This window comes from Asticcacaulis sp. DW145 (genome assembly GCF_037101385.1).
GTDB classification, from domain to species: Bacteria; Pseudomonadota; Alphaproteobacteria; order Caulobacterales; family Caulobacteraceae; genus Asticcacaulis; species Asticcacaulis currens.
The window spans coordinates 228,130-250,663 of record NZ_AP029024.1; the positions used below are offsets into that span (position 1 = coordinate 228,130).

Annotated in this window: 22 protein-coding genes and 1 pseudogene; 20 read left to right on the forward strand and 3 right to left on the reverse strand. The window is 61.0% G+C overall.

Translation table 11 applies throughout. The features are described 5' to 3' along the window. Positions 1-6 precede the first annotated feature (6 nt). Entirely contained in the window at positions 7-597 is a 591-nt protein-coding gene (locus tag AACH73_RS01035; protein WP_338735140.1) for a DUF1801 domain-containing protein, read from the reverse strand. Between the two features lie 180 nt (positions 598-777). Between AACH73_RS01035 and phaZ the strand changes: the two genes are divergently transcribed. The 9 genes from phaZ (at position 778) to AACH73_RS01080 (ending at position 6,929) form a co-directional block, all read left to right on the forward strand. Next, a complete protein-coding gene (gene phaZ / locus AACH73_RS01040; protein ID WP_338735142.1) occupies positions 778-2,028 on the forward strand; it encodes a polyhydroxyalkanoate depolymerase in 1,251 nt (416 codons plus the stop codon). After that, positions 2,029-2,751 (forward strand): SprT family zinc-dependent metalloprotease, encoded by a 723-nt coding sequence (locus AACH73_RS01045; protein WP_272739883.1) that lies wholly within the window; start codon positions 2,029-2,031, stop codon positions 2,749-2,751. A 58-nt stretch (positions 2,752-2,809) separates the two neighbouring features. Then, a complete protein-coding gene (locus tag AACH73_RS01050) occupies positions 2,810-3,205 on the forward strand; it encodes a metalloregulator ArsR/SmtB family transcription factor (RefSeq protein WP_272739884.1) in 396 nt (131 codons plus the stop codon). Continuing rightward, on the forward strand, positions 3,202-4,152 hold the full coding sequence (locus AACH73_RS01055) for an SRPBCC family protein (RefSeq protein WP_338735143.1): 951 nt from the start codon (positions 3,202-3,204) through the stop codon (positions 4,150-4,152). Before AACH73_RS01050 ends, AACH73_RS01055 begins: the two co-directional genes overlap by 4 nt. Before the next feature lie 10 nt (positions 4,153-4,162). Continuing rightward, positions 4,163-4,696 (forward strand): SRPBCC family protein, encoded by a 534-nt coding sequence (locus AACH73_RS01060; RefSeq protein ID WP_338735144.1) that lies wholly within the window; start codon positions 4,163-4,165, stop codon positions 4,694-4,696. Positions 4,697-4,718: 22 nt separating this feature from the next. Next, a complete protein-coding gene (locus tag AACH73_RS01065; protein WP_272739887.1) occupies positions 4,719-5,156 on the forward strand; it encodes a VOC family protein in 438 nt (145 codons plus the stop codon). Positions 5,157-5,244: 88 nt separating this feature from the next. Beyond that, positions 5,245-5,733: an SRPBCC family protein gene (locus tag AACH73_RS01070; protein ID WP_272739888.1), complete on the forward strand. Its 489-nt coding sequence runs from the start codon at positions 5,245-5,247 to the stop codon at positions 5,731-5,733. A gap of 7 nt (positions 5,734-5,740) precedes the next feature. Next, complete coding sequence (locus AACH73_RS01075) at positions 5,741-6,436, forward strand: YceI family protein (RefSeq protein ID WP_338735145.1); 696 nt, start codon at positions 5,741-5,743, stop codon at positions 6,434-6,436. Between the two features lie 10 nt (positions 6,437-6,446). After that, positions 6,447-6,929, forward strand: coding sequence for an SRPBCC family protein (locus AACH73_RS01080; protein WP_338735146.1), 483 nt, complete (start codon positions 6,447-6,449; stop codon positions 6,927-6,929). A gap of 142 nt (positions 6,930-7,071) precedes the next feature. Here the strand turns inward: AACH73_RS01080 and AACH73_RS01085 are convergent, their stop codons facing one another. Then, complete coding sequence (locus AACH73_RS01085) at positions 7,072-7,908, reverse strand: LytTR family DNA-binding domain-containing protein (protein WP_338735147.1); 837 nt, start codon at positions 7,906-7,908, stop codon at positions 7,072-7,074. A 102-nt stretch (positions 7,909-8,010) separates the two neighbouring features. On the opposite strand from AACH73_RS01085, the gene AACH73_RS01090 reads away from it, so the two are divergent. The 11 genes and pseudogenes from AACH73_RS01090 (at position 8,011) to lpdA (ending at position 21,476) form a co-directional block, all read left to right on the forward strand. Beyond that, a complete protein-coding gene (locus tag AACH73_RS01090; protein WP_338735148.1) occupies positions 8,011-8,571 on the forward strand; it encodes a DUF2306 domain-containing protein in 561 nt (186 codons plus the stop codon). 83 nt (positions 8,572-8,654) lie between these two features. Then, positions 8,655-9,941: an MFS transporter gene (locus AACH73_RS01095; RefSeq protein ID WP_338735149.1), complete on the forward strand. Its 1,287-nt coding sequence runs from the start codon at positions 8,655-8,657 to the stop codon at positions 9,939-9,941. A gap of 192 nt (positions 9,942-10,133) precedes the next feature. Beyond that, positions 10,134-11,336, forward strand: coding sequence for an ADP-forming succinate--CoA ligase subunit beta (gene sucC / locus AACH73_RS01100; RefSeq protein ID WP_126421900.1), 1,203 nt, complete (start codon positions 10,134-10,136; stop codon positions 11,334-11,336). A 10-nt stretch (positions 11,337-11,346) separates the two neighbouring features. After that, entirely contained in the window at positions 11,347-12,231 is an 885-nt protein-coding gene (gene sucD / locus AACH73_RS01105; protein WP_013477770.1) for a succinate--CoA ligase subunit alpha, read from the forward strand. Between the two features lie 295 nt (positions 12,232-12,526). Beyond that, entirely contained in the window at positions 12,527-15,508 is a 2,982-nt protein-coding gene (locus AACH73_RS01110) for a 2-oxoglutarate dehydrogenase E1 component (RefSeq protein WP_126421898.1), read from the forward strand. An 80-nt stretch (positions 15,509-15,588) separates the two neighbouring features. After that, positions 15,589-15,801: pseudogene (locus tag AACH73_RS01115) on the forward strand (biotin/lipoyl-containing protein); the annotation flags it as partial. A 117-nt stretch (positions 15,802-15,918) separates the two neighbouring features. Beyond that, the gene (gene odhB, locus AACH73_RS01120) at positions 15,919-17,127 is read left to right on the forward strand and encodes a 2-oxoglutarate dehydrogenase complex dihydrolipoyllysine-residue succinyltransferase (protein WP_338735736.1); all 1,209 of its coding nucleotides are present in this window, start codon (positions 15,919-15,921) and stop codon (positions 17,125-17,127) included. 95 nt (positions 17,128-17,222) lie between these two features. Then, positions 17,223-18,413, forward strand: a complete 1,191-nt coding sequence (locus tag AACH73_RS01125) for a patatin-like phospholipase family protein (RefSeq protein ID WP_272739894.1) — start codon at positions 17,223-17,225, stop codon at positions 18,411-18,413. Between the two features lie 62 nt (positions 18,414-18,475). Further along, positions 18,476-19,357: a hypothetical protein gene (locus tag AACH73_RS01130; protein WP_272739895.1), complete on the forward strand. Its 882-nt coding sequence runs from the start codon at positions 18,476-18,478 to the stop codon at positions 19,355-19,357. Between the two features lie 58 nt (positions 19,358-19,415). Beyond that, positions 19,416-19,967, forward strand: coding sequence for a hypothetical protein (locus tag AACH73_RS01135; protein WP_272739896.1), 552 nt, complete (start codon positions 19,416-19,418; stop codon positions 19,965-19,967). 99 nt (positions 19,968-20,066) lie between these two features. Beyond that, positions 20,067-21,476 (forward strand): dihydrolipoyl dehydrogenase, encoded by a 1,410-nt coding sequence (gene lpdA / locus AACH73_RS01140; protein ID WP_338735150.1) that lies wholly within the window; start codon positions 20,067-20,069, stop codon positions 21,474-21,476. A 137-nt stretch (positions 21,477-21,613) separates the two neighbouring features. On the opposite strand, the gene AACH73_RS01145 is transcribed toward lpdA, so the two are convergent. Further along, positions 21,614-22,528, reverse strand: coding sequence for a tyrosine recombinase XerC (locus tag AACH73_RS01145; protein WP_338735151.1), 915 nt, complete (start codon positions 22,526-22,528; stop codon positions 21,614-21,616). Positions 22,529-22,534 lie beyond the last annotated feature (6 nt).

Genomic DNA, 22,534 nt, shown 5'->3' on the forward strand with positions numbered 1-22,534 from the left:
TCTTACTCAGTCATCTAAACCCAGGCCATCCATGATCCGCGGCAGGCACTTTTCAATGCGCGATTCCCGCGTTTTTGACTGTTTGGCCGAAGAAAAGTGCAGCAGATAGGCGCGCTGACGCCCCGGCGTCAGGCCCGCAAACGCTTCTTTCAGGGCGACATCGCCTTCAAGTCGCGCGCGAAACTCATCCGGCATCGCAAAGCCTTCGGTCTTTTTAAAATCGACCTTCAATCCCGCCTTTTCCACCGCAATCGCGGCTTCGACATAGGCTTTCAGCGTCGCGGCTTGCTTTGTGATCTGATCGAGGGAGGTAAAGCGAATCTGGCGCGCCGACTGCACATTTTCGGTCTGCTGGATCAACAGGCCCTGCGGATCGGGCATAAGCGCGCCCTTCATAAACAGCAGAGCGCAATAGTCCTTGAAGCCATGCATCAGCACCACATTGGCCTTGCCCAGCGTGTAGCAGGGCTGCCCCCATTTCAGCTCTTCGTTCAGCGGGGCCTGACGCAGGATGGCGCGCAAGGCTTCAAACTCCGTCCGCCAGCGCTCGGCACGCTGCATAAAGGCGTCCACCTTGGGGTGGGTTGGATTGTCCATCCTGTTGTCTCCTTCTATTAGACGGAGACTAACTCCCCCCACCCAAAAACCCAAGCCTGACATCGCAACGTCACACCTTCACGGCTTTTTGTTTCGCAGATGCGAAGAGAGGACTCGTAACCTCTTGGCAGCATCCTTATGTTAGCCTTGTCCTCACGACAGACGACACGAGTTTTTGCGATGCTGTACCTGCTGCATGAGATGGCCTATTATTCCGCTGGTCCCTGGCGCGCCGTGGCGCAGGCCAGCCGCGACTTCTGGGGCAATAAGGCCAATCCGATTGCCGAAACCGAATTCGGGCGCAAGATGTACGCCTCGGCTGAGTTGTTCAGCACGGTCACCCGCCGCTATGGCAAGCCCGACTGGCGTCTCGACAGTGTCAAAATCAACGGCACGCCGGTGCGGATTCAGGTGGTTGAGGACTGGGCTTCGCCGTGGTGCAAGCTGATCCGTTTTCAGCGCGACCCGACCGATCTGCGCCGCGCCGGGGTGAAAAAGCCCGCCCCCGCCGTGCTGGTCGTGGCACCGCTGTCCGGCCACTACGCCACCTTGCTGCGCGGTACGGTGCAGGAATTTCTGCTCGATCACGACGTCTATGTTACCGACTGGGTTAATGCGCGTCAGGTACCGGTGCTGGAAGGGCGTTTCGACTTCTACAGCTTCATCGACCATGTGCGCGACATGCTGCGGGCCATCGGCGCGCGCGCGCACGTTGTCGCCGTCTGTCAGCCGGGGCCGCCGGTGCTGGCTGCCGCCTGCCTGATGTCGGAAGACAAGGATCCGCTGCGTCCGGCCTCCATGACCTTTATGGGCTCGCCAATTGACGCCCGCTATAATCCGACCGTGACCAATGATCTGGCGCAGGAAAAGCCGTTCACCTGGTTCAAGTCGAACATGGTCCACACCGTGCCGCCGCCCTATCCGGGCGTAGGCCGTCGCGTCTATCCGGGCTTCGTGCAGCTTTATTCCTTTATGAGCATGAACGAGGAGCGGCACAAAGACGCCCATTGGGCCTATTTCAACTCGCTGGTCGATGATGACGGCGACGGTATCGAAAAGCACCTCGAATTTTATGACGAGTACTTGTCCGTGCTCGACCTGACCGAAGAATTCTACCTTCAGACCATCGATCTGGTGTTCCAGAAGTTCGCCCTGCCCAAGGGGGAGCTGATCCATCATGGCCGCCCGGTCCGCCTTGGGGCCGTGACCGATATCGCCCTGATGACGGTCGAGGGCGAGAAGGACGACATTTCCGGCGTGGGTCAGACTCAGGCCGCCCATGAGATGTGCAAGAACATCCCGCAGGATATGCGAGAGCTTTATGTGCAGCCGGGGGCCGGCCACTATGGCGTGTTCAATGGCCGCCGTTTCCGTCAGGAAATCTATCCGCGCATCCGCGACTTCATCGCCCGCAGCGAGGCCGCGCTTTAGGTGTTGGGGCTCAAGCGGGCAAAACCGGCCTATGAGGCAGGTCAGGTCATCGACTGCGGTGACTTCCGCCTGCACCTGAAGGTCAATGCCCGCGCGCGACGTATCTCTTTGCGCATCGACAACAAGACGGGCGAGGCGGTGGTGACCGCGCCGCGCCCGCGGGATCTGGCTCAGGCCGTCGATTTTGCCCTCAGCCGCGCCCAGTGGATCATCGAACATCAGGCGGCGCGGCCCGACAGGCTGTTCTTCACGCCCGACAGCGATATTCCCTATCTTGGGGCGCAACTGCGTCTGGTTCACTCAGGCAATGCGGCCGCCGCGCGCATGGTGGGCGGCGTTCTGACCGCGGGCGGCGAGGGCGAGGCCTTCCACCGCCGCATCGAGCGCTTTTTGCGCAAAGAGGCGCTGGAATTTGCCCAGACCCATACGGAGATCTATGCGCAACGGCTCGGCTATGCCGACGTGAAGGTGTCGCTGTTCGACGCCAAGGGCCGCTGGGGATCGTGCACGCCGGGGCGCAAGGCCATCCGCCTGAGCTGGCGGCTGATCCTCGCGCCGGAACCGGTCTTTGCCTATGTCTGCGCCCACGAAGCCGCGCACCTGCGCCATCCCGACCATTCCGATCGCTTCTGGGCCGAGGTCGAAGGGCTCTATGGCGATTACCGCGCGGCCCGTCGCTGGCTGAAGACCGAGGGCGTGCAGCTCTTTGCCTATGGGGCTTGACTCATCGCTTTAACGCGCGTACTTAACCGATAAGTTATTTAACGTTTCGGTTAAGTGTATGCCTGCGTCTCCCGACCACCTGTCTGTGACCCTCAATGCTCTGGCCGATCCGACGCGCCGGGCCATTCTGGCGCGGCTGTCGCTGGGCGAAACGACGGTCAATGATCTGGCGGAACCGTTCGATATGAGCCTGCCGGCGGTGTCCAAGCATCTGAAAGTGCTGGAAAAGGCCGGTCTGATCAGCCGGGGTCGCGAAAAGCAGTGGCGGCCCTGCCGGCTGGAACCGGAACCGCTGAAGGAGGTCGATATGTGGCTTGCCAAATATCGCGCCATGTGGGAGGCGCGGCTTGACCGGCTGGAGGCCTATCTGACCCAGCTTCAGGCCGCTGCCGATCCGCCTGCGCCGCCGGTGGTGACTGACAAATCCGATACCCAGAAGGATGACCGCACATGATCACCCTATCCCCCCGCTCGTCGGACATGCAGTCAGGTTTCGAGGTCAGCTTCCCCAGTGACATCGACATCGTGATGTTTCGCACCTTCAAGGCGCCCCGTGCTCTGGTCTGGGAGATGTGGACCAAGCCGGAGCATGTGCGCCAATGGTGGGGTCCGCACGGTTTCCACAACGACACCTGTGAGATGGATGTTCGCCCCGGCGGCCGTTTCCGCCTTGGCATGGCCGCTCCGGACGGTACGCCCTGCCCCTGCGAAGGCATCTTTGTTGAAGTCGTAGCGCCGGAACGCCTGGTCTATGAGGGGAGGCCGCACGTGCATCCGTGCGGTTCCGGTCTGCCGCCTGAATCGCGCGTGACTATAACCTTCAAGGAAGAGGGGGAGGGGACCCGGCTCACCCTGCACGCGCGCCTCCTTTCGCCGGAGCTCAAGGCGGCGGCAATTGAACAGGGCTTTGCCGTCGGCTGGGCCGATGCCTTTGAACGTTTGGAGACTTTGATGTCGGAGCAACCCCCCGGGTTTGAGATCGTCACGTCGCATCGCTATGCCGCGTCCCCGGAGGCCCTGTTTGCGCGGTTTGCCGATCCGCAGCACCTCAAACAGTGGTGGGGACCGGACGGCTTTACCAACACCATCCCGGTGTTTGAGTTTCGCGAAGGCGGGGAGTTCCGCATTATCATGCACGGGCCGGATGGGCGCGATCACGACAATCACAAGCGCTTTGTCGAGATCGTTGAGAACCAGCGCATCGTCTTGGATCACCTTCAGCCGACGCATCAGTTCCGTATGACGGTCGAATATGTCTCGGACGGCGATCATACTGACATGATCTGGCGCATGGATTTTGCACCCTCCGAACAGGAGGAACTGCTCAAGACCTTCATTCCGCAGGCCAATGAACAGAACTTTCTGCGTCTGGAGACCTATCTGAAAACCGGGAAAATTTGAGGGGGAGCAAATGCTGACATTTATTCTGGGCCTGATCGGCCTTGCCATTGCCGGGGTGTTGCTGGTCGCAGCCTCACGGCCCAACCACTTCCGGCTTCAGCGCACCGCGACCATCGCGGCGTCGCCGGAGGCTATCTATGCCGAACTGGAGGACCTGCGCCGCTGGCAGACATGGTCGCCGTGGGAAGACATCGACCCGGTGCTGCGCCGGACCTACAGCGGCCCGGCGGCCGGCACGGGCTCCGTCTATGAATGGGCGTCGGATAATGCCAAGGCCGGTGTAGGCCGCATGACCATCACCGAAGCCCGTGTGCCGAGCAAGCTGGTCATCCAGCTCGACTTCATCAAACCCATCCGCGCCACCAATACCGCAGAATTCACCCTGCAAGCACAGGACAGCGGCACCGTGGTGACCTGGGCCATGTATGGCCCATCGCCCTTTGTCTCGCGTCTGTTCGGTCTGATCTTCAATATGGACAAGATGATCGGAGCGGATTTCGAAAAAGGTCTGTCACGTCTCAAAGCGCTGACGGAAAACCGATAAACCCCACAGAGGAGAAACTGCCGTGCGTATTGATGTCTATCTGAGTTTCAATGGCCAATGCGCCGAAGCCTTCGCGTTTTATCAGTCTGTGCTTGGCGGCGAACTGATGACCTTCCCGTTTTCCGCCGCGCCCGACATGCCCGTTGATCCGGCCTTAAAGGACTGGGTTATGCACGCCACGCTGAACACGGGCGAAGGGATCATTCAAGGCGCGGACTGCCCGCCGGAATACGGCCCATCCAAACCGTCTGGTTTCTGTGTGTCCATTCAGCCCCATACCGTCCAAGAAACGAAGCGCATCTGGGACGGCCTCTCTCAGGATGCCAGAATGGTAAACATGCCGCTTGCGCCCACCTTCTGGTCGCCCCTGTTCGGCATGTTTATCGACAAGTATGGTCAGCCGTGGATGATCAACACGGTCGCTGACGAAGCCTTCGTCGCTGCCAACACCCCACAATAAGAAAACTCACAAAACAATGGTCTGCGCCGCCTCTCCGCGACCCGGAAGGGGAGGGCGGAGCTGTGTCTGAATCTCAAAGGAAACGAAAATGACCCCGCAACCCGATACCCCGATATCCGAGCGTGAACTGGTGCTGGAACGCGTGCTGAAGGCTCCGCGTGCGCTTGTCTGGCGCTGCTGGACCGACCCAATGCTCTTGGCGGAATGGTTCTGCCCCAAGCCGTGGTATATTGATCAGGTCGAACTGGACGTGCGCACGGGCGGCAGCAATGCCTTCGTCATGCACGGACCCAATGGCGAGATCGTTCCCAATCGCGGCGTCTATCTCGAAGTGATCGAAAACGAAAAGCTGGTCCTGACCGACGCCTACGTAAAGGCGTGGGAGCCGTCGGAAGCCCCGTTTATGACCGCCATCATCATGCTGGAAGACACGCCCGAAGGCCATACGCGCTATGTCGCCAAGGCCCTGCACTGGTCGGTCGAGACCCGCAAACAACATGAACAGATGGGCTTTCATGAGGGCTGGGGTATTGCCACCGATCAGCTCGAAACCCTCGCGCAATCCTTAAACGCATAGGTGACCCATGCGCCTTCTACCTTTTACTTTCGGTCTTTTGGTGATGAGCGCCGGACTGTCGGCCTGTTCGCAGCCGCCGGCGGAGACAACACCCGACGCTTCGGCGCCCAAACCCGCCCCCGCCACTCCGGTGTCCAAAGATTTCCCGGCGGGCCTCTATACACTCGATGCCTCCCACGCCAGCCTGACCTTCATGGTCAGCCATCTCGGCTTTTCGACCTATATGGCGGGTTTTGACCGCTTCGAGGCGACGCTGGAAATAGACCCGGCACATCCGGAAGCGGCCAAACTCAAGGCCACGGTCGATGTCAAATCGCTTGACCTGCCCACCCCGCCCAAGGGTTTCCACGACAGCCTGATGTCGGCGCAGTGGTTCGACGCAGCAACGCACCCGCAAATGACCTTTGTGTCTACCAAGATTGAAAAGACCGGCGATTATTCGGCGAAGATTTACGGCGAGCTGACCCTGCGCGGTGTCACCAAGCCCGTGGTGCTTGATGCGGTGCTTAACGGCGGTTATGCTGGGTTTGCACCCTATGACCCCCATGCCCGTATCGGCTTTTCGGCCAGGGGGGAGATCAAGCGATCGGATTTCGGCATGGCCTTTGGCATACCGGAACCAGGCAGCAGTATGGGCGTCGGTGACACGGTCAGCATTGCCATTAACGCCGAATTTTCTGGCCCGCCGCTAAAGGCCAAATAAGAGGACGCTCATGACCCGTTCAATGACCCCGCACACCATGCGCCTGACGCGCGACCTTACCTTTCCGGTCGAAACCGTCTTCAGGGCGTGGTCGGACCCAGTGGCCAAGTCCCAGTGGTTCACCGGCCCGCCGGACTGGGAACGCGACCCGCATGAGCTTGATTTCCGCGTCGGCGGGCATGAGCGCAGCAGCGGCGGCCCCAAGGGGCAGCCGCGCCACATCATGTCGGCCTTCTTTCACGATATTTTGCCGCCCGAAGACGGGCCACAAGGCAGGGTGGCGCGCATTATTTCCAGCTTCACCATGCACGTGGGGGACACCCTGCTCACCGCTTCGCTGCTGACGCTGGAATTCACCGCTACGGCCACCGGCTCACGGTTGGACCTGACCGAACAACTGGCCTTCATTGGCGGCTGCGACCACATTGCCGGCCGGGAAGCCGGCACCCAGGCCTTGCTCGACATGCTGGAAGCGTGGCTGAACAGACAGTAGAAGTCTGGGTCTTATGATTTCTTGTAGAAACATAATGATCCAGATTTTGTTTACGCTCCCGCGCCGGGTGCGGGCTCCGCCGTCTTGGCGGCCGCCTCAATGGCGGCTTGAGCGGAATGAAGCCAGTGGAAATCATTCCGCTCTATATCCATCCGTCGGCCTTCAGCACCTTCTGATAAGAGCGGCTGACGGGTGCCTCGATATCGCCGCGCAGTGTGAGGCTGACGCGCCCGTCCTGCCGGCGGATGTCTTCGATGGCGTCGCGTGCCACCCACCACGAACGGTGCGTTTGAGAGCCTTCGATCCCTTCCAATTCGCGGATGGCATCATAGAGACGCATCAGGATCAGCGTGTTACCGGCGCTGGTGTGAACCCGCAGATAATGGTCTTCTGCCGACAGGGCGTAGATGTCGGCCTTCTGATGCTTGAAGGGTAAGCGCTCACGAAAGGCGACGCGCGCCGCGTCGGTGCCGTCTGCGGACGATGCGGTCGGTGGTGCCGAAAAAGCGTGGCTTTGCTGCGGTTCGCGGTTGATCAGCACATTGAGCGTTGTCATGGCGGCGGAGATGATGCCAACCGGAGCGAGGAAGCGGGCATATAGGGCAATATCCCAGCGCATATGCCCAAACAAAGGCGTGATGGCCCACACGACCAGCGAGATAGAGGGCGTCAGAAGTGCCGTCAGGACGATGCCGTACAGCCACGGCCGCCCTTCCAGATGCAGGCGATGACGTACGACCTTCAAGCCGACGCGATCAACCCCCACCGCTACCAGCGACCCCGCCAGCATCAGGGCTGACCAATAGACAAAGCGCATCACAAACGGAATGACATCCGTGCCAAAGGCATTAATCAGGCTGAGGAAGAGGGCCATGCCGAGCGCGGCCGCCAGAATGCGCCCGACGCCAGAGGCCGTTTCTGACCAGGCGGGTTGTGTCATTGGCGAAGCGTGAACCGCAGGTGTCTTCGTTTCACGCATGGATGCCTTCTGTTCGCGCATCCGTCTCCCCGTCTCAGATAAGCCCTGTCTAATTGCCGTAAAGCGGTCCTCCCGCACAAGACAATTTTGATGGAATGCCTCATGTCCGCGCCACACGCCCCCACGAAACCCCGTTCCGCCTACGCGTTTGTCTGGAAATTTATCAGCGGTCTGATCCTGACCGGCGGCCTTATCCTTATCACGGTCCTTGCCTCGGGCGGTGACCTCAGCGGTATGAGCCGCGTCCTTGAACGGGCTCATGTGCACGCCCCGAACCTTCGCGCCATTGCCGAGTCGTCACTGGCTACGCAAATCCATCTAAGCGCGGCGATAACGGCCTTTTTCATCGGCCTCTATCAGTTGCTGGGGCCAAAAGGGCGCGCACCGCACCGTCTGCTGGGCTATATTTGGCTGGCCCTGATGCTGACGGCGGCGATTTCCAGCTTCTGGCTGCGCGGCCTCAACCACGGTATGTTCAGTTTTATCCATATCCTGTCGGGCTGGACGGTGGTGGTCGCGCCGATGATCCTCTATGCGGCGCGCACGAAAAACATCAAACGCCACCGCACGATGGCGACGAGCCTGTTTATGGGCGGACTGGTCGTTGCGGGCCTTTTTGCCTTCATGCCGGGCCGCTTGCTGTGGCACGTCTTTTTCGGATAACCGGCATAACCCGGCTTAAGCGTTTCTGATTTTCAAAACGACGTGCTAGGTTTGGTTTCGTAATCTTGGCGGGACCCAGCAGCATGACCGATCCGACGAAACGGGCCCCGATCCGACTGGGATGGCGGACTCACGCCTGTCTGGTATTGTTGCTGGTCGTCTATGTCTTCAACTTTGTGGACCGTCAGATCCTGTCTATCCTCGCGCAGCCGATCAAGGCCGAACTGAATCTCACCGATGCGCATCTGGGCTGGCTGGGCGGTTTTGCCTTTGCCTTCGTCTATACGGTTCTCGGTATCCCTGCCGCGCTTATGGCGCAGAAGCTGGGAAGGGTCCGGCTGATCACAGCCGCCCTTTTGGTGTGGAGCGCGGCGACAGCGGCCTGTGGTCTGGCCACCTCCTGGTTCACCCTGGCGCTGGGGCGGTTTGGCGTAGGTGTGGGGGAAGCGGGCGGCGTCGCCCCGTCCCAAAGCCTGATTAGCGACCTCTATCCGCCCGCCCACCGCGCCAGAGCCATGGCCGTCTTTTCGCTGGGCGTGCCATTAGGGTCGGGTCTCGGCATCATGTTCGGCGGGCTTCTGGCGGCGACCTTTGACTGGCGGCACGCCTTCGTCACCATTGGTTTGGCGGGTGTCGTGTTTGCGCCGCTGTTCTTCTTCGGCACGCGCCGTCATGACGTTCAGACGCAGACCGATAGAGTTCCTGCGCTGGACCAACTGCGTCGCCTGATGCGCAATCGCTCCCTTTGGCTGATTTCACTGGGCGCTTCGCTCTCGTCCGTGATTGGCTATGGCCTGATGTTCTGGCTACCGTCGGTCTTTATGCGCTCGTTCAAGGCGACGTTGGTGTCGGCCTCTGTCAGCTTCGGCCTGATCGTCCTGATCGGGGGCGCCATCGGTATTCTGAGCGGCGGGTTTGTCGCGGATCGTTTAGGCGCAAAGTCGCTGCGCGCTTTTGTGCTGGTGCCTGCGGCGGCCTATCTTTTGTGTATCCCGGCCTATGGGGTGGTGCTCATGATGCCGGGCTTCGCCTTTGACACGGGGGCTGGGTTCGTCCTCCTGATCCTCGCGCAGGCGCTGGGGCTTGTGTGGATGGGGCCCGTGCTGGCAAGTCTGCATCATGTAGTCGAAGCGCCGGATCGTGCGCTGGCCTCGGCGGTGTTTTTGTTTGTCACCAACCTGATCGGCCTCGGCTTCGGCTCCTGGATTATGGGGATAATTTCGGATTATTTATCATATAATTATGCGGCAAATGCGTTGAAAATGGCTGCAACGGGCGGGCTGGTCTTCTACGGCCTTGGGGCGGGCTGCTTTCTTTTGACAGCGCTTACCCTTAAGTCAGACTGGAAAACGAGCCCGATTTCCGACTGAGCGGCCCTCCGCAGCGGCAAAAATCGGCGATCTTGCGGTTGCACAACGCCGGACGGGTCTTTATAACCCCTGCCCGTCGGTGCGGGCGAGACGTCCGTGCCCCAAAGGTCGCCGAGCCGTGCGCCGCATGGCTTGTATTTCCTCGCTGGTACCGCTAACACGGGCCGGCATCCATTTGACAAGACCGGTTCCATGAACATTCACGAGCATCAAGCCAAGGCCGTACTCAAGGAGTTCGGCGTCGCCGTTCCGCGCGGCTATCCCGCCTTCTCGCCCAAGGAAGCCCTTGAGGCCGCCAAGAACCTGAAGGACGATTCCACCAAGGTGTGGGTCGTTAAGTCACAAATCCACGCCGGTGGCCGCGGTAAGGGCCGCTTCGAAGGCCTTGGCCCCGACGCCAAGGGCGGCGTGCGCGTCGTCAAGTCGCCGGCCGACGTCGAAGCCAATGCCGATGAAATGCTGGGCCGCGTGCTCGTGACCCATCAGACGGGTCCGGCGGGCAAGCAGGTCAACCGACTGTACATCGAAGAAGGCGCGGACATCAAAAAGGAGCTGTATCTGTCGCTCCTCGTCGATCGCGTCACTTCGCGCGTGTCGGTGGTCGCCTCGACCGAAGGCGGCATGGATATCGAAGAAGTCGCCCATTCGACTCCGGAAAAGATCCACTCCTTCACCATCGACCCGGCGACCGGCGTGTTCCCGACCCACGGTCGTACCCTGGCGCACGCTCTGGGTCTGAAGGGCGATCTGGCCAAGCAGGGCTTCAAGCTCCTTCAGCAACTGTACGCGGCGTTCAACGCCAAGGACATGGACATGCTGGAAATCAACCCGCTGATCATCACCGGCGACGACCAGCTTCTGGTTCTGGACGCCAAGGTGTCGTTCGATTCCAATTCGCTGTTCCGTCATCCGGACATTCAGGCCCTGCGCGACCTGAGCGAAGAAGATTCGAAGGAAATCGAAGCCTCGAAGTTCGACCTCTCCTATATCGCCCTTGACGGCGAAATCGGCTGCATGGTCAACGGCGCCGGTCTGGCCATGGCTACGCTTGACATCATCAAGCTCTATGGTGCGGAACCGGCCAACTTCCTCGATGTCGGCGGGGGCGCCAACAAGGAAAAGGTCACCGCGGCCTTCAAGATCATCACCTCGGACCCGAACGTGAAGGGCATTCTGGTCAACATCTTTGGTGGCATCATGCGCTGTGACATCATCGCCGAAGGCGTTATCGCTGCGGTGAAGGAAGTCGGCCTGAAGGTGCCTCTGGTGGTGCGCCTCGAAGGCACCAATGTCGAACTCGGCAAGAAAATCATCAACGAAAGCGGCCTGAACGTTATCGCCGCCGACGATCTGGCCGATGCGGCCGCCAAGATCGTCAAGGCTGTGAAGGGCTAAGGTTAGAGCAATGTCTGTACTGATCAATTCGCAAACCAAGGTCATCACGCAGGGCTTCACCGGCGCGCAAGGCACCTTCCACTCCGAACAGGCCATCGCCTACGGCACCAAGGTCGTTGGCGGCGTGACCCCCGGCAAGGGCGGCACCACCCATATCGGCCTGCCGGTGTTCGACTCCGTCGCCGAAGCCAAGGAACGCACGGGTGCCGATGCTTCGGCCATCTACGTGCCGCCGCCCTTCGCGGCTGACGCCATCTTAGAGGCCATCGAAGCCGAAATCCCGCTGATCGTCTGCATCACCGAAGGCATTCCGGTGCTGGACATGGTGAAGGTGAAGCGCGCCCTGTCGGGTTCCAAGTCGCGCCTGATCGGGCCAAACTGCCCCGGCGTCCTGACCCCGAACGAGTGCAAGATCGGCATCATGCCGGGCAACATCTTCTCCAAGGGCTCGGTCGGCGTCGTCTCGCGTTCGGGCACGCTCACCTATGAAGCCGTGTTCCAGACGACCAATGCCGGTCTGGGTCAGACGACCGCCGTCGGCATCGGTGGCGACCCGGTCAAAGGCACCGAGTTCATCGACGTGCTGGAAATGTTCCTGGCGGACGACGAAACCAAGTCGATCATCATGATCGGTGAAATCGGCGGCTCGGCCGAAGAAGACGCCGCTCAGTTCCTGATCGACGAAGCCAAGCGCGGCCGCAAAAAGCCGATGGCGGGCTTCATCGCGGGCCGCACGGCGCCTCCGGGCCGCCGCATGGGCCACGCCGGTGCCATCATCTCCGGCGGCAAGGGCGGCGCGGAAGACAAGATCGCGGCCATGGAAGCGGCGGGCATCAAGGTGTCTCCGTCTCCGGCAGCGCTCGGCGAAACCCTGCTCAGCGTGCTGAAGGGGTAGTCGTTTAAGCTTCTTCCTGAAATCAGGAGGGAGGCCGACCGCCACATACTCGTCACGAAAAGCGCGTAGCCTGCGGGTTACGCGCTTTTTTGTTGCCGCCGCCGCGCTGTGGACGCATAATGTGAGCGCTAACATTTTGCCCAAAAATCGTATACGATTTTTCCGGCTTAAGAGGTTCTCAACACCTCTCAAAGAGAGTATAGACCTTCCTGTCAGGCGGTGTCGTTATTGGCCGCCTCAACCCAAAGTACGAAAGGGAGACGGTGTCGTAGTTGGCCGTCTCGCAAGGTATAAAATGGCGGACGATTCCGGTCGGCTGAACCAGGTTTTCGCGGAAACCTCGTTCCTTTATGGCGGCAACGCCCTGTTCATCGAACAGATTCAGGAGCAGTGGGCTAAAGACCCCAGCTCTGTGACCCCGGCCTGGCGGGCCTTCTTCGATCAGCTCATGGACAACCCGACCAATGTGGCGCAAAACGCCTCGGTGGGTGGCTGGGCGCGCCCGGTTGTGGAAAAGCGCGATGAGCTGACCTCGGCACTGGACGGGTTCTGGCCCGCCGTCGAAGCCAAGGCCGCCAAGGGCATCGCCGAAAAGAACGCCAAGGATGCCGCCGCCGGTAAGGCCGCGCCGGCCTCTGCAGCCGACCTGCAAAACGCCGCACGGGACTCCGTGCGGGCCCTCATGCTGATCCGGGCCTATCGCATCCGTGGCCACCTTCAGGCCAATCTCGACCCGCTGGGTCTGGAGCCGAAGGGCGAGAATCCGGAACTGCTGCCGGAGCACTGGGGCTTTAGCGCCGCCGACATGGACCGCCCGATCTTCATCGACGGCGTGCTTGGTCTGGAAACGGCGACTTTGAAAGAAATCATCCAGATCCTGCGCCGCACCTACTGCGCCAATGTCGGCGTGCAGTACATGCATATCTATGACACGGCGGAAAAGGCGTGGATTCAGGAGCGCATCGAAGGCCGCGACAAGGAAATCACCTTCACCAAGGAAGGCAAGATCGCCATCCTCAAGAAGCTGATCGAGACCGAAGGTCTCGAACGCTTCCTGCATCGCCGCTTCCCCGGCACCAAGCGCTTTGGCCTCGACGGCGGCGAAGCCCTGATCCCGGCCATGGAACAGATTATCAAGCGCGGTGGCAATCTGGGCGTGAAGGATCTCATTTTGGGGATGCCGCACCGTGGCCGCCTCAATGTGCTGACGGCCGTTATGGGTAAGCCCTATCGCGCCCTGTTCCACGAATTCCAGGGCGGTTCGACCGTGCCGCTCGACATCGACTCGACCGGCGACGTGAAATACCACATGGGTGCGTCTTCGGACCGCGCCTTTGACGGCAACAATGTCCACCTGTCGCTGACGGCCAACCCGTCGCACCTTGAAATCGTCAACCCGGTGGTGCTGGGCAAGGCCCGCGCCAAGCAGGCGGCGCACATCAAGGCCAAGGGCGACGGTCAGCTCGACCGCAGCCAGACCATCCCGCTGATCCTGCACGGCGATGCCGCCTTTGCGGGTCAGGGCGTGGTGGCCGAGTGCTTCGCCCTGATGGGGCTGAAGGGGTACAAGACCGGCGGCACGCTGCACATCATCGTCAACAACCAGATCGGCTTTACGACCGCGCCCCGCTTTTCGCGCTCCTCGCCCTATCCGTCGGATCAGGCGCTGGGCGCGCAGGCGCCGATCCTGCACTGTAACGGCGATGATCCCGAAGCCGTGGTCTATTGCGCCAAGGTCGCCACCGAGTTCCGGCAGAAGTTTGCCAAGGACGTGGTCATCGACATGTTCTGCTATCGCCGCTTCGGTCACAACGAAGGCGATGATCCGACGTTCACGCAGCCGATCATGTACGCCAAGATTAAGGACCATCCGTCCACGCGCGAACTGTACGGTCAGCGCCTGATCGCCGAAGGCGTGGCCACGCAGGCCGAAATCGACGGCTGGATCGCCGAATTCGACGCCTTCCTCAACGCTGAGTTCGAGGCGGGTAAGGAATACAAGGCGACCAAGGCCGACTGGCTGGATGGCAAGTGGTCGGGCCTCGGCCTGCCCGAAGATGATGAGCGTCGCGGCTTCACCTCGGTGCCGCGCGCCAAGCTGGAAGAGATCGGTCGCAAGATCACCACCATTCCCAACGAGATCGAGGCGCACAAGACGCTGCGCCGCGTGATCGAAGGCCGCCGTCAGGCGATCGACAGCGGGGAAAATATCGACTGGGCGCTGGCTGAGCATCTGGCCTTCGGGTCGCTGCTCGACGAAGGCTTCGACGTGCGCCTGTCAGGTCAGGACTCGATCCGCGGTACCTTCTCGCAACGCCACTCGGCCTTTATTGACCAGCGCACCGAAGAGCGTTACTTTCCGCTCAACCATCTGCGCGAAGGTCAGGGCGCTTACGAAGTGATCGACTCGGCCCTGTCGGAAGAGGCGGTGCTGGGCTTCGAATACGGCTACTCACTGGCCGATCCCAACACGCTTGTGATGTGGGAAGGTCAGTTCGGCGATTTCGTCAACGGGGCTCAGGTCGTCATCGACCAGTTCATCTCGTCGGGCGAACGCAAGTGGCTGCGCATGTCGGGCCTCGTCATGCTGCTGCCGCACGGTTACGAAGGTCAGGGCCCCGAACACTCGTCGGCGCGCCTGGAGCGCTTCCTGCAACTGTGCGCCGAAGACAATATGCAGGTCGCCAACTGCACGACGCCGGCGAACTACTTCCACATCCTGCGCCGTCAGATCCACCGTCCGTTCCGCAAGCCGCTGATCATCATGACGCCGAAGTCGCTTCTGCGTCACAAGAAGGCGGTTTCGACCCTGACCGACATCTCGGAAGGTTCGTCCTTCCACCGCGTGCTGCACGACGACGCCGAGCGCCGTCCGGACGTGGCGGGTGTCAAGCTGGTGGCCGACGACAAGATCCGTCGCGTCGTGCTCTGTTCCGGTAAGGTCTATTACGACCTGCTGGATGAGCGCGAAAAGAAGGGCATCAAGGACGTCTATCTGATGCGTCTGGAGCAGTTCTATCCGTGGCCGATGAAGTCCCTGCTGACCGAGCTGGGCCGCTTCAAGAACGCCGAACTGGTGTGGTGTCAGGAAGAGCCGAAGAATATGGGCGGCTGGTCGTTCGTCGATCCGTGGCTTGAACTGACGCTCGACAAGCTGAAGATCAAGGCCAAGCGCGCCCGCTATGTCGGTCGCCCGGCCTCGGCCTCGACCGCTGCCGGTGTCATGAGCCGCCACCTGAAAGAGCTGGAAACCTTCCTGAACGAAGCGTTTGCCTGATCCTGTCCCTACATGGGGCGCGCCCATCCGCGTGCGCGCCCTTCATCCTGAATTTAAAAGATAAATCGGAGCCTATACCCATGGCCGACATCCTTACCCCCGTCCTCGGCGAGTCCGTTTCCGAGGCCACCATTGCCAAGTGGACCAAGAAGCCCGGCGACGCCGTGAAGAAGGACGAAATCCTCGTCGAGCTGGAAACCGACAAGGTTTCGCTCGAAGTGGCCGCCCCTTCTGACGGCACCCTGACCGAAATACTCGCCGGTGAAGGCGATACCGTCACCCCTGGTGCCGTGCTGGGCCGTATCGGCGCTGCCGGTGCGGCTGTCGCCTCCACGCCGGCGGCTGCGCCTGCTGCGTCTCCGGCCCCCGCTGCGGCTCCGGCGGCTGCCCCTGCGGCGGCGGGCGCGGCCCTGCTCGACGTCAAGACCCCGGTGATGGGCGAGTCGGTCGCCGAAGGCGCCATCTCGCGCTGGGCTAAGAAGGTCGGCGAAGCGGTGAAGAAGGACGAAATCCTCGTCGAGATTGAAACCGATAAGGTCGCCGTCGAAGTGGCCTCTCCGGCCGACGGTGTCATCGCTGAAATCGTCGCCGCAGACGGCGCGACCGTCACGCCGGGTCAGGTCATTGCCCGTATCGCTGCGGGCGCTTCGGCCGGTTCTGTGGCCGCTGCCCCTGCTGCCGCTCCGGCTCCGGCGGCTGCCCCCGCTGCCGCTCCGCAAAAGGCCTCTGAGCACCTGTCGCCTGCCGTTCAGCGCATCGTTTCTGAAACCGGCCTGAACACGGCCGGTATTGCGGGTACGGGCAAGGACGGCCGCATCACCAAGGGTGACGCCCTGGCGGCCCTGTCCACCCCCGCTGCGGTCGCTGTGGCCCCAGTTGCCGCGGCTCCCTCCGCCCCGGTCGCCCCGCGCGAAGTCGGCCCGCGTGAAGAGCGCGTCAAGATGACCCGCCTGCGTCAGACCATTGCCCGTCGCCTGAAGGAGTCGCAAAACACCGCGGCTCAGCTCACTACCTTCAACGAAGTGGACATGTCCACCGTGATGGGCCTGCGCAACGCCTACAAGGACGTCTTCGAAAAGCGCCACGGCGTGAAACTGGGCTTCATGTCCTTCTTCGCCAAGGCCGTCGTCGCCGCCCTGAAGGACATCCCGGCGCTCAACGCCGAAATCGAAGGCACGGACATCATCTACAAGAACCACTACGACCTGGGCGTCGCAGTGGGTACGGAAAAGGGTCTGGTCGTGCCGGTCCTGCGTGACGTCGATGACCTGTCGCTGGCCGGTATCGAAAAGGGGATCGCCGCGCTGGGCAAGCAGGCGCGTGACGGCACCCTGTCGCTGGATCAGCTGCAAGGTGGCACCTTCACGATCACCAATGGCGGCATCTATGGCTCGCTGATGTCTACGCCGATCCTCAACATGCCGCAGGTCGGCATTCTGGGGATGCACGCCATCAAGGAACGCCCGATGGTTGTCAACGGTCAGATCGTCGCCCGCCCGATGATGTACCTGGCCCTGTCCTACGACCACCGCATCGTAGATGGCAAGGAAGCCGTGACCTTCCTCGTCCGCGTTAAGGAAGGCCTCGAAGACCCGCAACGTTTCGTCCTCGATGTGTAGTTTCGCGTCGTGACGTGACTTATTGGAAAGCCGTTCCGTTCAACGGAGCGGCTTTTCTTTTGTCTAGATCCGCAGTTTATCCGCAGGGGAGCCTGATGCTGAAACGTCTTGTCCTGATCGTTATGGCCTTTAGTCTGAGCGGCTGTCTGACGCTTCAGCGCACCGAGACGGAGTACCCGCGCGCTGCGGACTATCAGCCAGTGGGTTTTCCCAATGTGCGCTTTTCGGCCACTGATCCCAACATTCCAGCTCGTCTCGAAGCCGATGCGCGCAAGGACATGCAACTGAACGGGATGCAGCGCTTTGACGTTCTGGCCCTGTCCGGGGGTGGCGCAGACGGGGCCTTCGGGGCTGGGGTTCTGGCGGGCTGGAGCAAGCGCGGGGACCGCCCGCAGTTTCGCATGGTGACAGGGGTTTCAACGGGGGCTCTGATCGCGCCCTTCGCCTATCTCGGCCCCGCCTATGATGAGAAGCTGAAAGACGCCTATACCAGCGGCGTGGCCGACAGCCTGACCAAATCGCGCGGCCTGTTGTCGCTATTCACGCCGGGTGTGCTCGATTCCAAGGCTCTTTACGCGCTGGTCAGCACCTATGTCGATGAGACCATGGTGCGCGATATCGCCCGCGAACACCTTAAAGGGCGGCGCTTGCTGGTCGGCACGACCAATCTAGATGCCCAGACGGGCGTGCTGTGGGATCTGGGGGAAATCTCGGCCATTGCCGTCCGCGACGGCTCACCGCGCAAGATGCGCGACGCCATCGACCTGATCCGTCAGGTGCTGGTTGCCTCGTCTTCGGTCCCGGCCGCCTTCGCGCCCGTGATGATCACGGTCGAACCGGTGCCGGGCGGGCAAAGCGTCCCCACAGGTCCGCGTCCGTTTCAGGAAATGCACGTCGATGGTGGCGTCACCCTGCCCTTCTTCATCCTGCCTGAGTCCATGATGAACTGGACCGTGCCCAAAGGGTTGATCAGTGGCGGGCATATCTATGTCATCATCAATGGCAAGATCACGCCGCAGCCCGCCATCACCCCTTACAATGCGCTGGAAATCATGGGCCGCTCGCTCGACACCCTGACCAAGGCGCAGGCGCGCGGGACCTTGATCAGCCTCTATGCTTTTGCCCAGCGCAGCCAGATGGATGTGTCCGAAGTCGCCCTGCCGGATGAATTTATCGAAGGCGGCCTTTTGGCGTTCGAGAAAGACTCTATGCGCCGCGTCTTCTATTACGGCTATCAGTTGGGGGCGTCTGACAAACTCTGGACGGTCGATACGCCACCCAATTGAACCGGATAGGCAACCGTGCTTTAATAAAACAAATATAATTATTCCTGTCAGGGGGACCTTCCATGTCAGTTCCATTTCGCGCGGCAGTGACCGCCATAACCGCTGTTTGCCTTCTTGTGTCACTGCCGGCCCAGGCTGCCAGCAGCAAGGCCGGCACGTTCAATTCGGCCGCTTCCCGCAAAGCCTGGCCGCATATTCAGCGTGCCATGACGGGTGATATGGCGGAGATGGCCGATAAGGCGACGGAACTGAAGCCGGAATACGTGTTGTCTTATGGACTGGCACTCGAAATGGGCCGCGAACCGGTCAGGCTCAGCGGCCTGCAAAAGTCTCGCATTCAGTCCGTGTTTCAGGACTTCCTGAACATGTACATCCGCAAGTCGGACAATATCAAACTGGACGGTCGCGAAGAGGCCCTGCTTGGTCAACCCGACTTCTGGATTATGGTGGCGCGCGAACTGGGTCGGCCTCAAACGGTCGCCATGATGCGCGATATTCCCCTACCGGGCATGGATGGCATGTCGGGCAGCGGCGGCGCCGCCTTTTTCACCGGAGGCGGTGGCGTGGACAATCCGTTCAGTAAGGAAGATTATACGCTGAAAGGCGATAAGGTACTGAACCGCTATATGGTTTATGCGTCGCAATCCTGCGTCATCTATGCCCGCACGGCGCAGCGCATGAAACGTGTGCTGGCCATCCCCGCATCGGAAGCGCCGCATCTGTCGCCGGCAGCGTACAAGCAAAACTATGACACCGCTCTGGCGCTCTATAAGGACGCCAATCGTCAGGGCCCGCAGGCCTGCGGGTCGCGGGACTTCTACACTCAGGTTCTGACCTATGCCGACCGCAATATGGGCGCTCTGGAAAGGCTGAAAGCCGATCCGACTCTGGCCGCCGCCGCGATTGGCGATAACGGCAGCGCCTCAGACGCGAATAAGCCGTAGGCAAGACACGCCGCATAGGTTAAAACAGCGTTAACCCTGTTATGCGGAGCGCCTGTCGATGAAGTACGTGCGTTGGTTTATCGCCCTGATCGTTGTGGCCTATGTCGGCTGGATCGCTTTTCCGGTCATCAAGTCGGCCCTGACCCCGAGCTATGAACCGCAGGTCTCCATGCGGCAGGCCGATGATGACACCCATGTCGGGGGCGCCAGCATTCTGAGTGCAGACGACTCCTACGGTGCTGACATTGCGCCGGTGCCTGCCGATTCCATTCAGGGCGAAACCGCCGTAGCAGCCATCCAGTCCGACAACAAGCCGGTCATCTGGCTGTGGGGCGGGGTGATCGTCTTTTATCTCATCGCGGCGTTTCTGTTTGCCAAGGGCAATGTGCGCGCAGCACTGGCCTATGGTGCGGCCTTTGTGGCCGATGTGGTGCTGACCTTCCTGACCAAAGGAGAGGCCGGGTCGGGCCTATTTGACCGTATCCTTGAGATCCTCTCTGGCTGGGACCCGCGCTATACCCTCACTCTGGTGGCCATGGTGCTGGGCTTCATCATTCTGATGGCGCGCGGTCGTCCGTTGCCGAAGCGCCATCTGGCTTACGAAAACTAGCGTTTCATCTCAAAATACCCACATAGGGCTTGACCCCTGCCGCGTGGAATTTTACGGCAGGGCAGGAAGTCTTATGCGCTAAACTTAAGGGCCAACGCCATGTCTCAGGACCAAAGCTTCGACGTCGTCATCATCGGGGGCGGCCCCGGCGGCTACAATGCCGCTATCCGCGCCGGTCAACTGGGTCTGAAGACCGCCATCGTTGAATCGCGCGGTGTTCTGGGCGGGACGTGCCTTAATGTCGGTTGTATGCCGTCTAAGGCGTTGTTGCACGCTTCGGAACTGTTCGAAGCCGCTCACCACGAATTCAAGACCATCGGCATCGAAGTTCCCGCTCCGACGCTCAACCTCGTCCAGATGATGAAGGCCAAGCAGGACAGCGTGACCGCTCTGACCAAGGGCATCGAATTCCTGATGAAGAAGAACAAGGTCACTTACTTCGTCGGCTTCGGCAAGATCGAAGGTCAGGGCAAGGTGTCGGTCACCGCGCAGGACGGTTCGGTCCAGCACCTGACCACCAAAAACATCGTCATTGCCACGGGCTCAGAGCCGACGCCGCTGCCGGGTGTTACTGTCGATCAGAAGCAGATCGTGGACTCCACCGGCGCCCTGTCGCTGCCGACGGTGCCGAAGCACCTCGTCGTTGTTGGCGCAGGCATTATCGGCCTCGAACTCGGGTCGGTGTGGCGTCGCCTCGGTGCCAAGGTGACGGTCGTGGAATTCCTAGACCGCATCACGCCGGGCATGGATACCGAAGTCGCCACTGGCTTCCAGAAGATTTTGGCCAAGCAGGGCTTCACCTTCAAGCTGGGCACCAAGGTAACCGCCGCCAAGACGGGCGCGACTGGCGTCACCCTATCGCTGGAAGCGGCCAAGGGGGGCAACCCCGAAACCCTCGAAGCCGATGTGGTGCTGGTCGCCATTGGTCGCCGTCCGTTCACGCAGGGCCTGGGCCTCGAAACTGTTGGGATCACCACTGATCAGCGCGGCTTCATCCCGACCAACCACTTCAAGACCGCGGCACCGGGCGTGTGGGCGATTGGTGACGTGATCACCGGCCCGATGCTGGCGCACAAGGCCGAAGAAGACGCTGTCGCGGCCATCGAGCTGATCGCCGGTAAGGCCGGTCACGTCGATTATGATCTGGTCCCGTCGGTTGTTTATACCTTCCCGGAAGTGGCCTGGGTCGGCAAAACCGAAGACCAGCTCAAGGCGGCGGGCGTTCAGTATAAGGTCGGCAAGTTCCCGTTCATGGCCAACAGCCGCGCCAAGATCAATCACGAGACCGATGGCTTTGTGAAGTTACTGGCGGATGCCAAGACCGACCGTGTCTATGGCGTGCACATCATGGGTCCTCAGGCCGGTGAAATGATCGGCGAAGCCTGTGTACTTATGGCTTTTGGGGGCGCTTCGGAAGACCTCGCGCGCATCTGTCACCCGCACCCGACCCGTTCGGAAGCCGTGCGTCAGGCGGCTATGGGTGTCGAGGGCTGGACGATGCAGGCCTGATACCTGGCAGGGGGTTTGGGGCCTGCGGCCCCAAGCCTTACCCTTCAAACAAAAAAGCCTCTTCGGGAAAACCGAAGGGGCTTTTTTGTTTAAATAAAGGCTTGTGGGGTCACGGACCCCACGCCCCGAAACAGGTTTCAGCCCTTCGGGTGCGCCGCCGCGTAGGCGCTTAGCAGGCGTTCGGCATCGACCTGCGTGTATTTTTGCGTCGTGGATAAAGACGCATGGCCCAGCAGTTCCTGAATCGCGCGCAGGTCTGCGCCTGAGCCCAGCAGGTGCGTGGCGAACGAATGTCTGAGGGCGTGCGGAGTAGCGCGATCCGACAGACCCAGACGTGAGCGCAGATGCTGCACGCTCAGTTGCACATGGCGCGGACTGAGCGGCCCGCCGCGCACAGCGCGAAACAGCGCCTCTTCTGATGTCAGCGTAAAGGGCTGAAGGCGTGTGTAGGTCTCCACCGCCTCACGCACAGCCTCCAGAACGGGCACCAGCCGCGTCTTATTGCCTTTACCGATAATGCGTAGTGTCTCCCCCAGCGGTGTGTCCTTGACCGTCAGCGACAGGGCTTCGGAGATGCGCAGACCGCAGCCATAGAGCAGCAGCAGCACGGCCCGATCGCGCGCCGCCTCCCATTCGGACCTGTCAGCATCCAGCTCGATCTCGGTCAGCAGACCTTGTGCCTGATCCTCATTCAGCGGTCGGGGCAGGCTGGCCTTCAGACGCGGCCCCTGAGTGAGTGCCACCTGCGCATTGGCATAGCCCAGATGCAGATCAAGATAGCTGTGAAACGACTTGATGGCCGACAAATGCTGCGCCAGAGACCGCGCCGACAGGGGCTCATCCTTGCCACGCAGATAGGCCATCCAGCCGCGAATATCGGCAGAAGTCAGATGCGCCAGGTCGGTCAGGTCGATGTCAGCGCCTAACGCTTTGCGCAGATGGCCGATATAGAGGGCAAAGGCGTGGCCATAGGCCTCAAGCGTGCGCGGCGAGACGCGCTTTTGCGCTTTGAGATACTGAAGCCATTGCAAACGGGCATCGTCGATAGTCATGCCCGT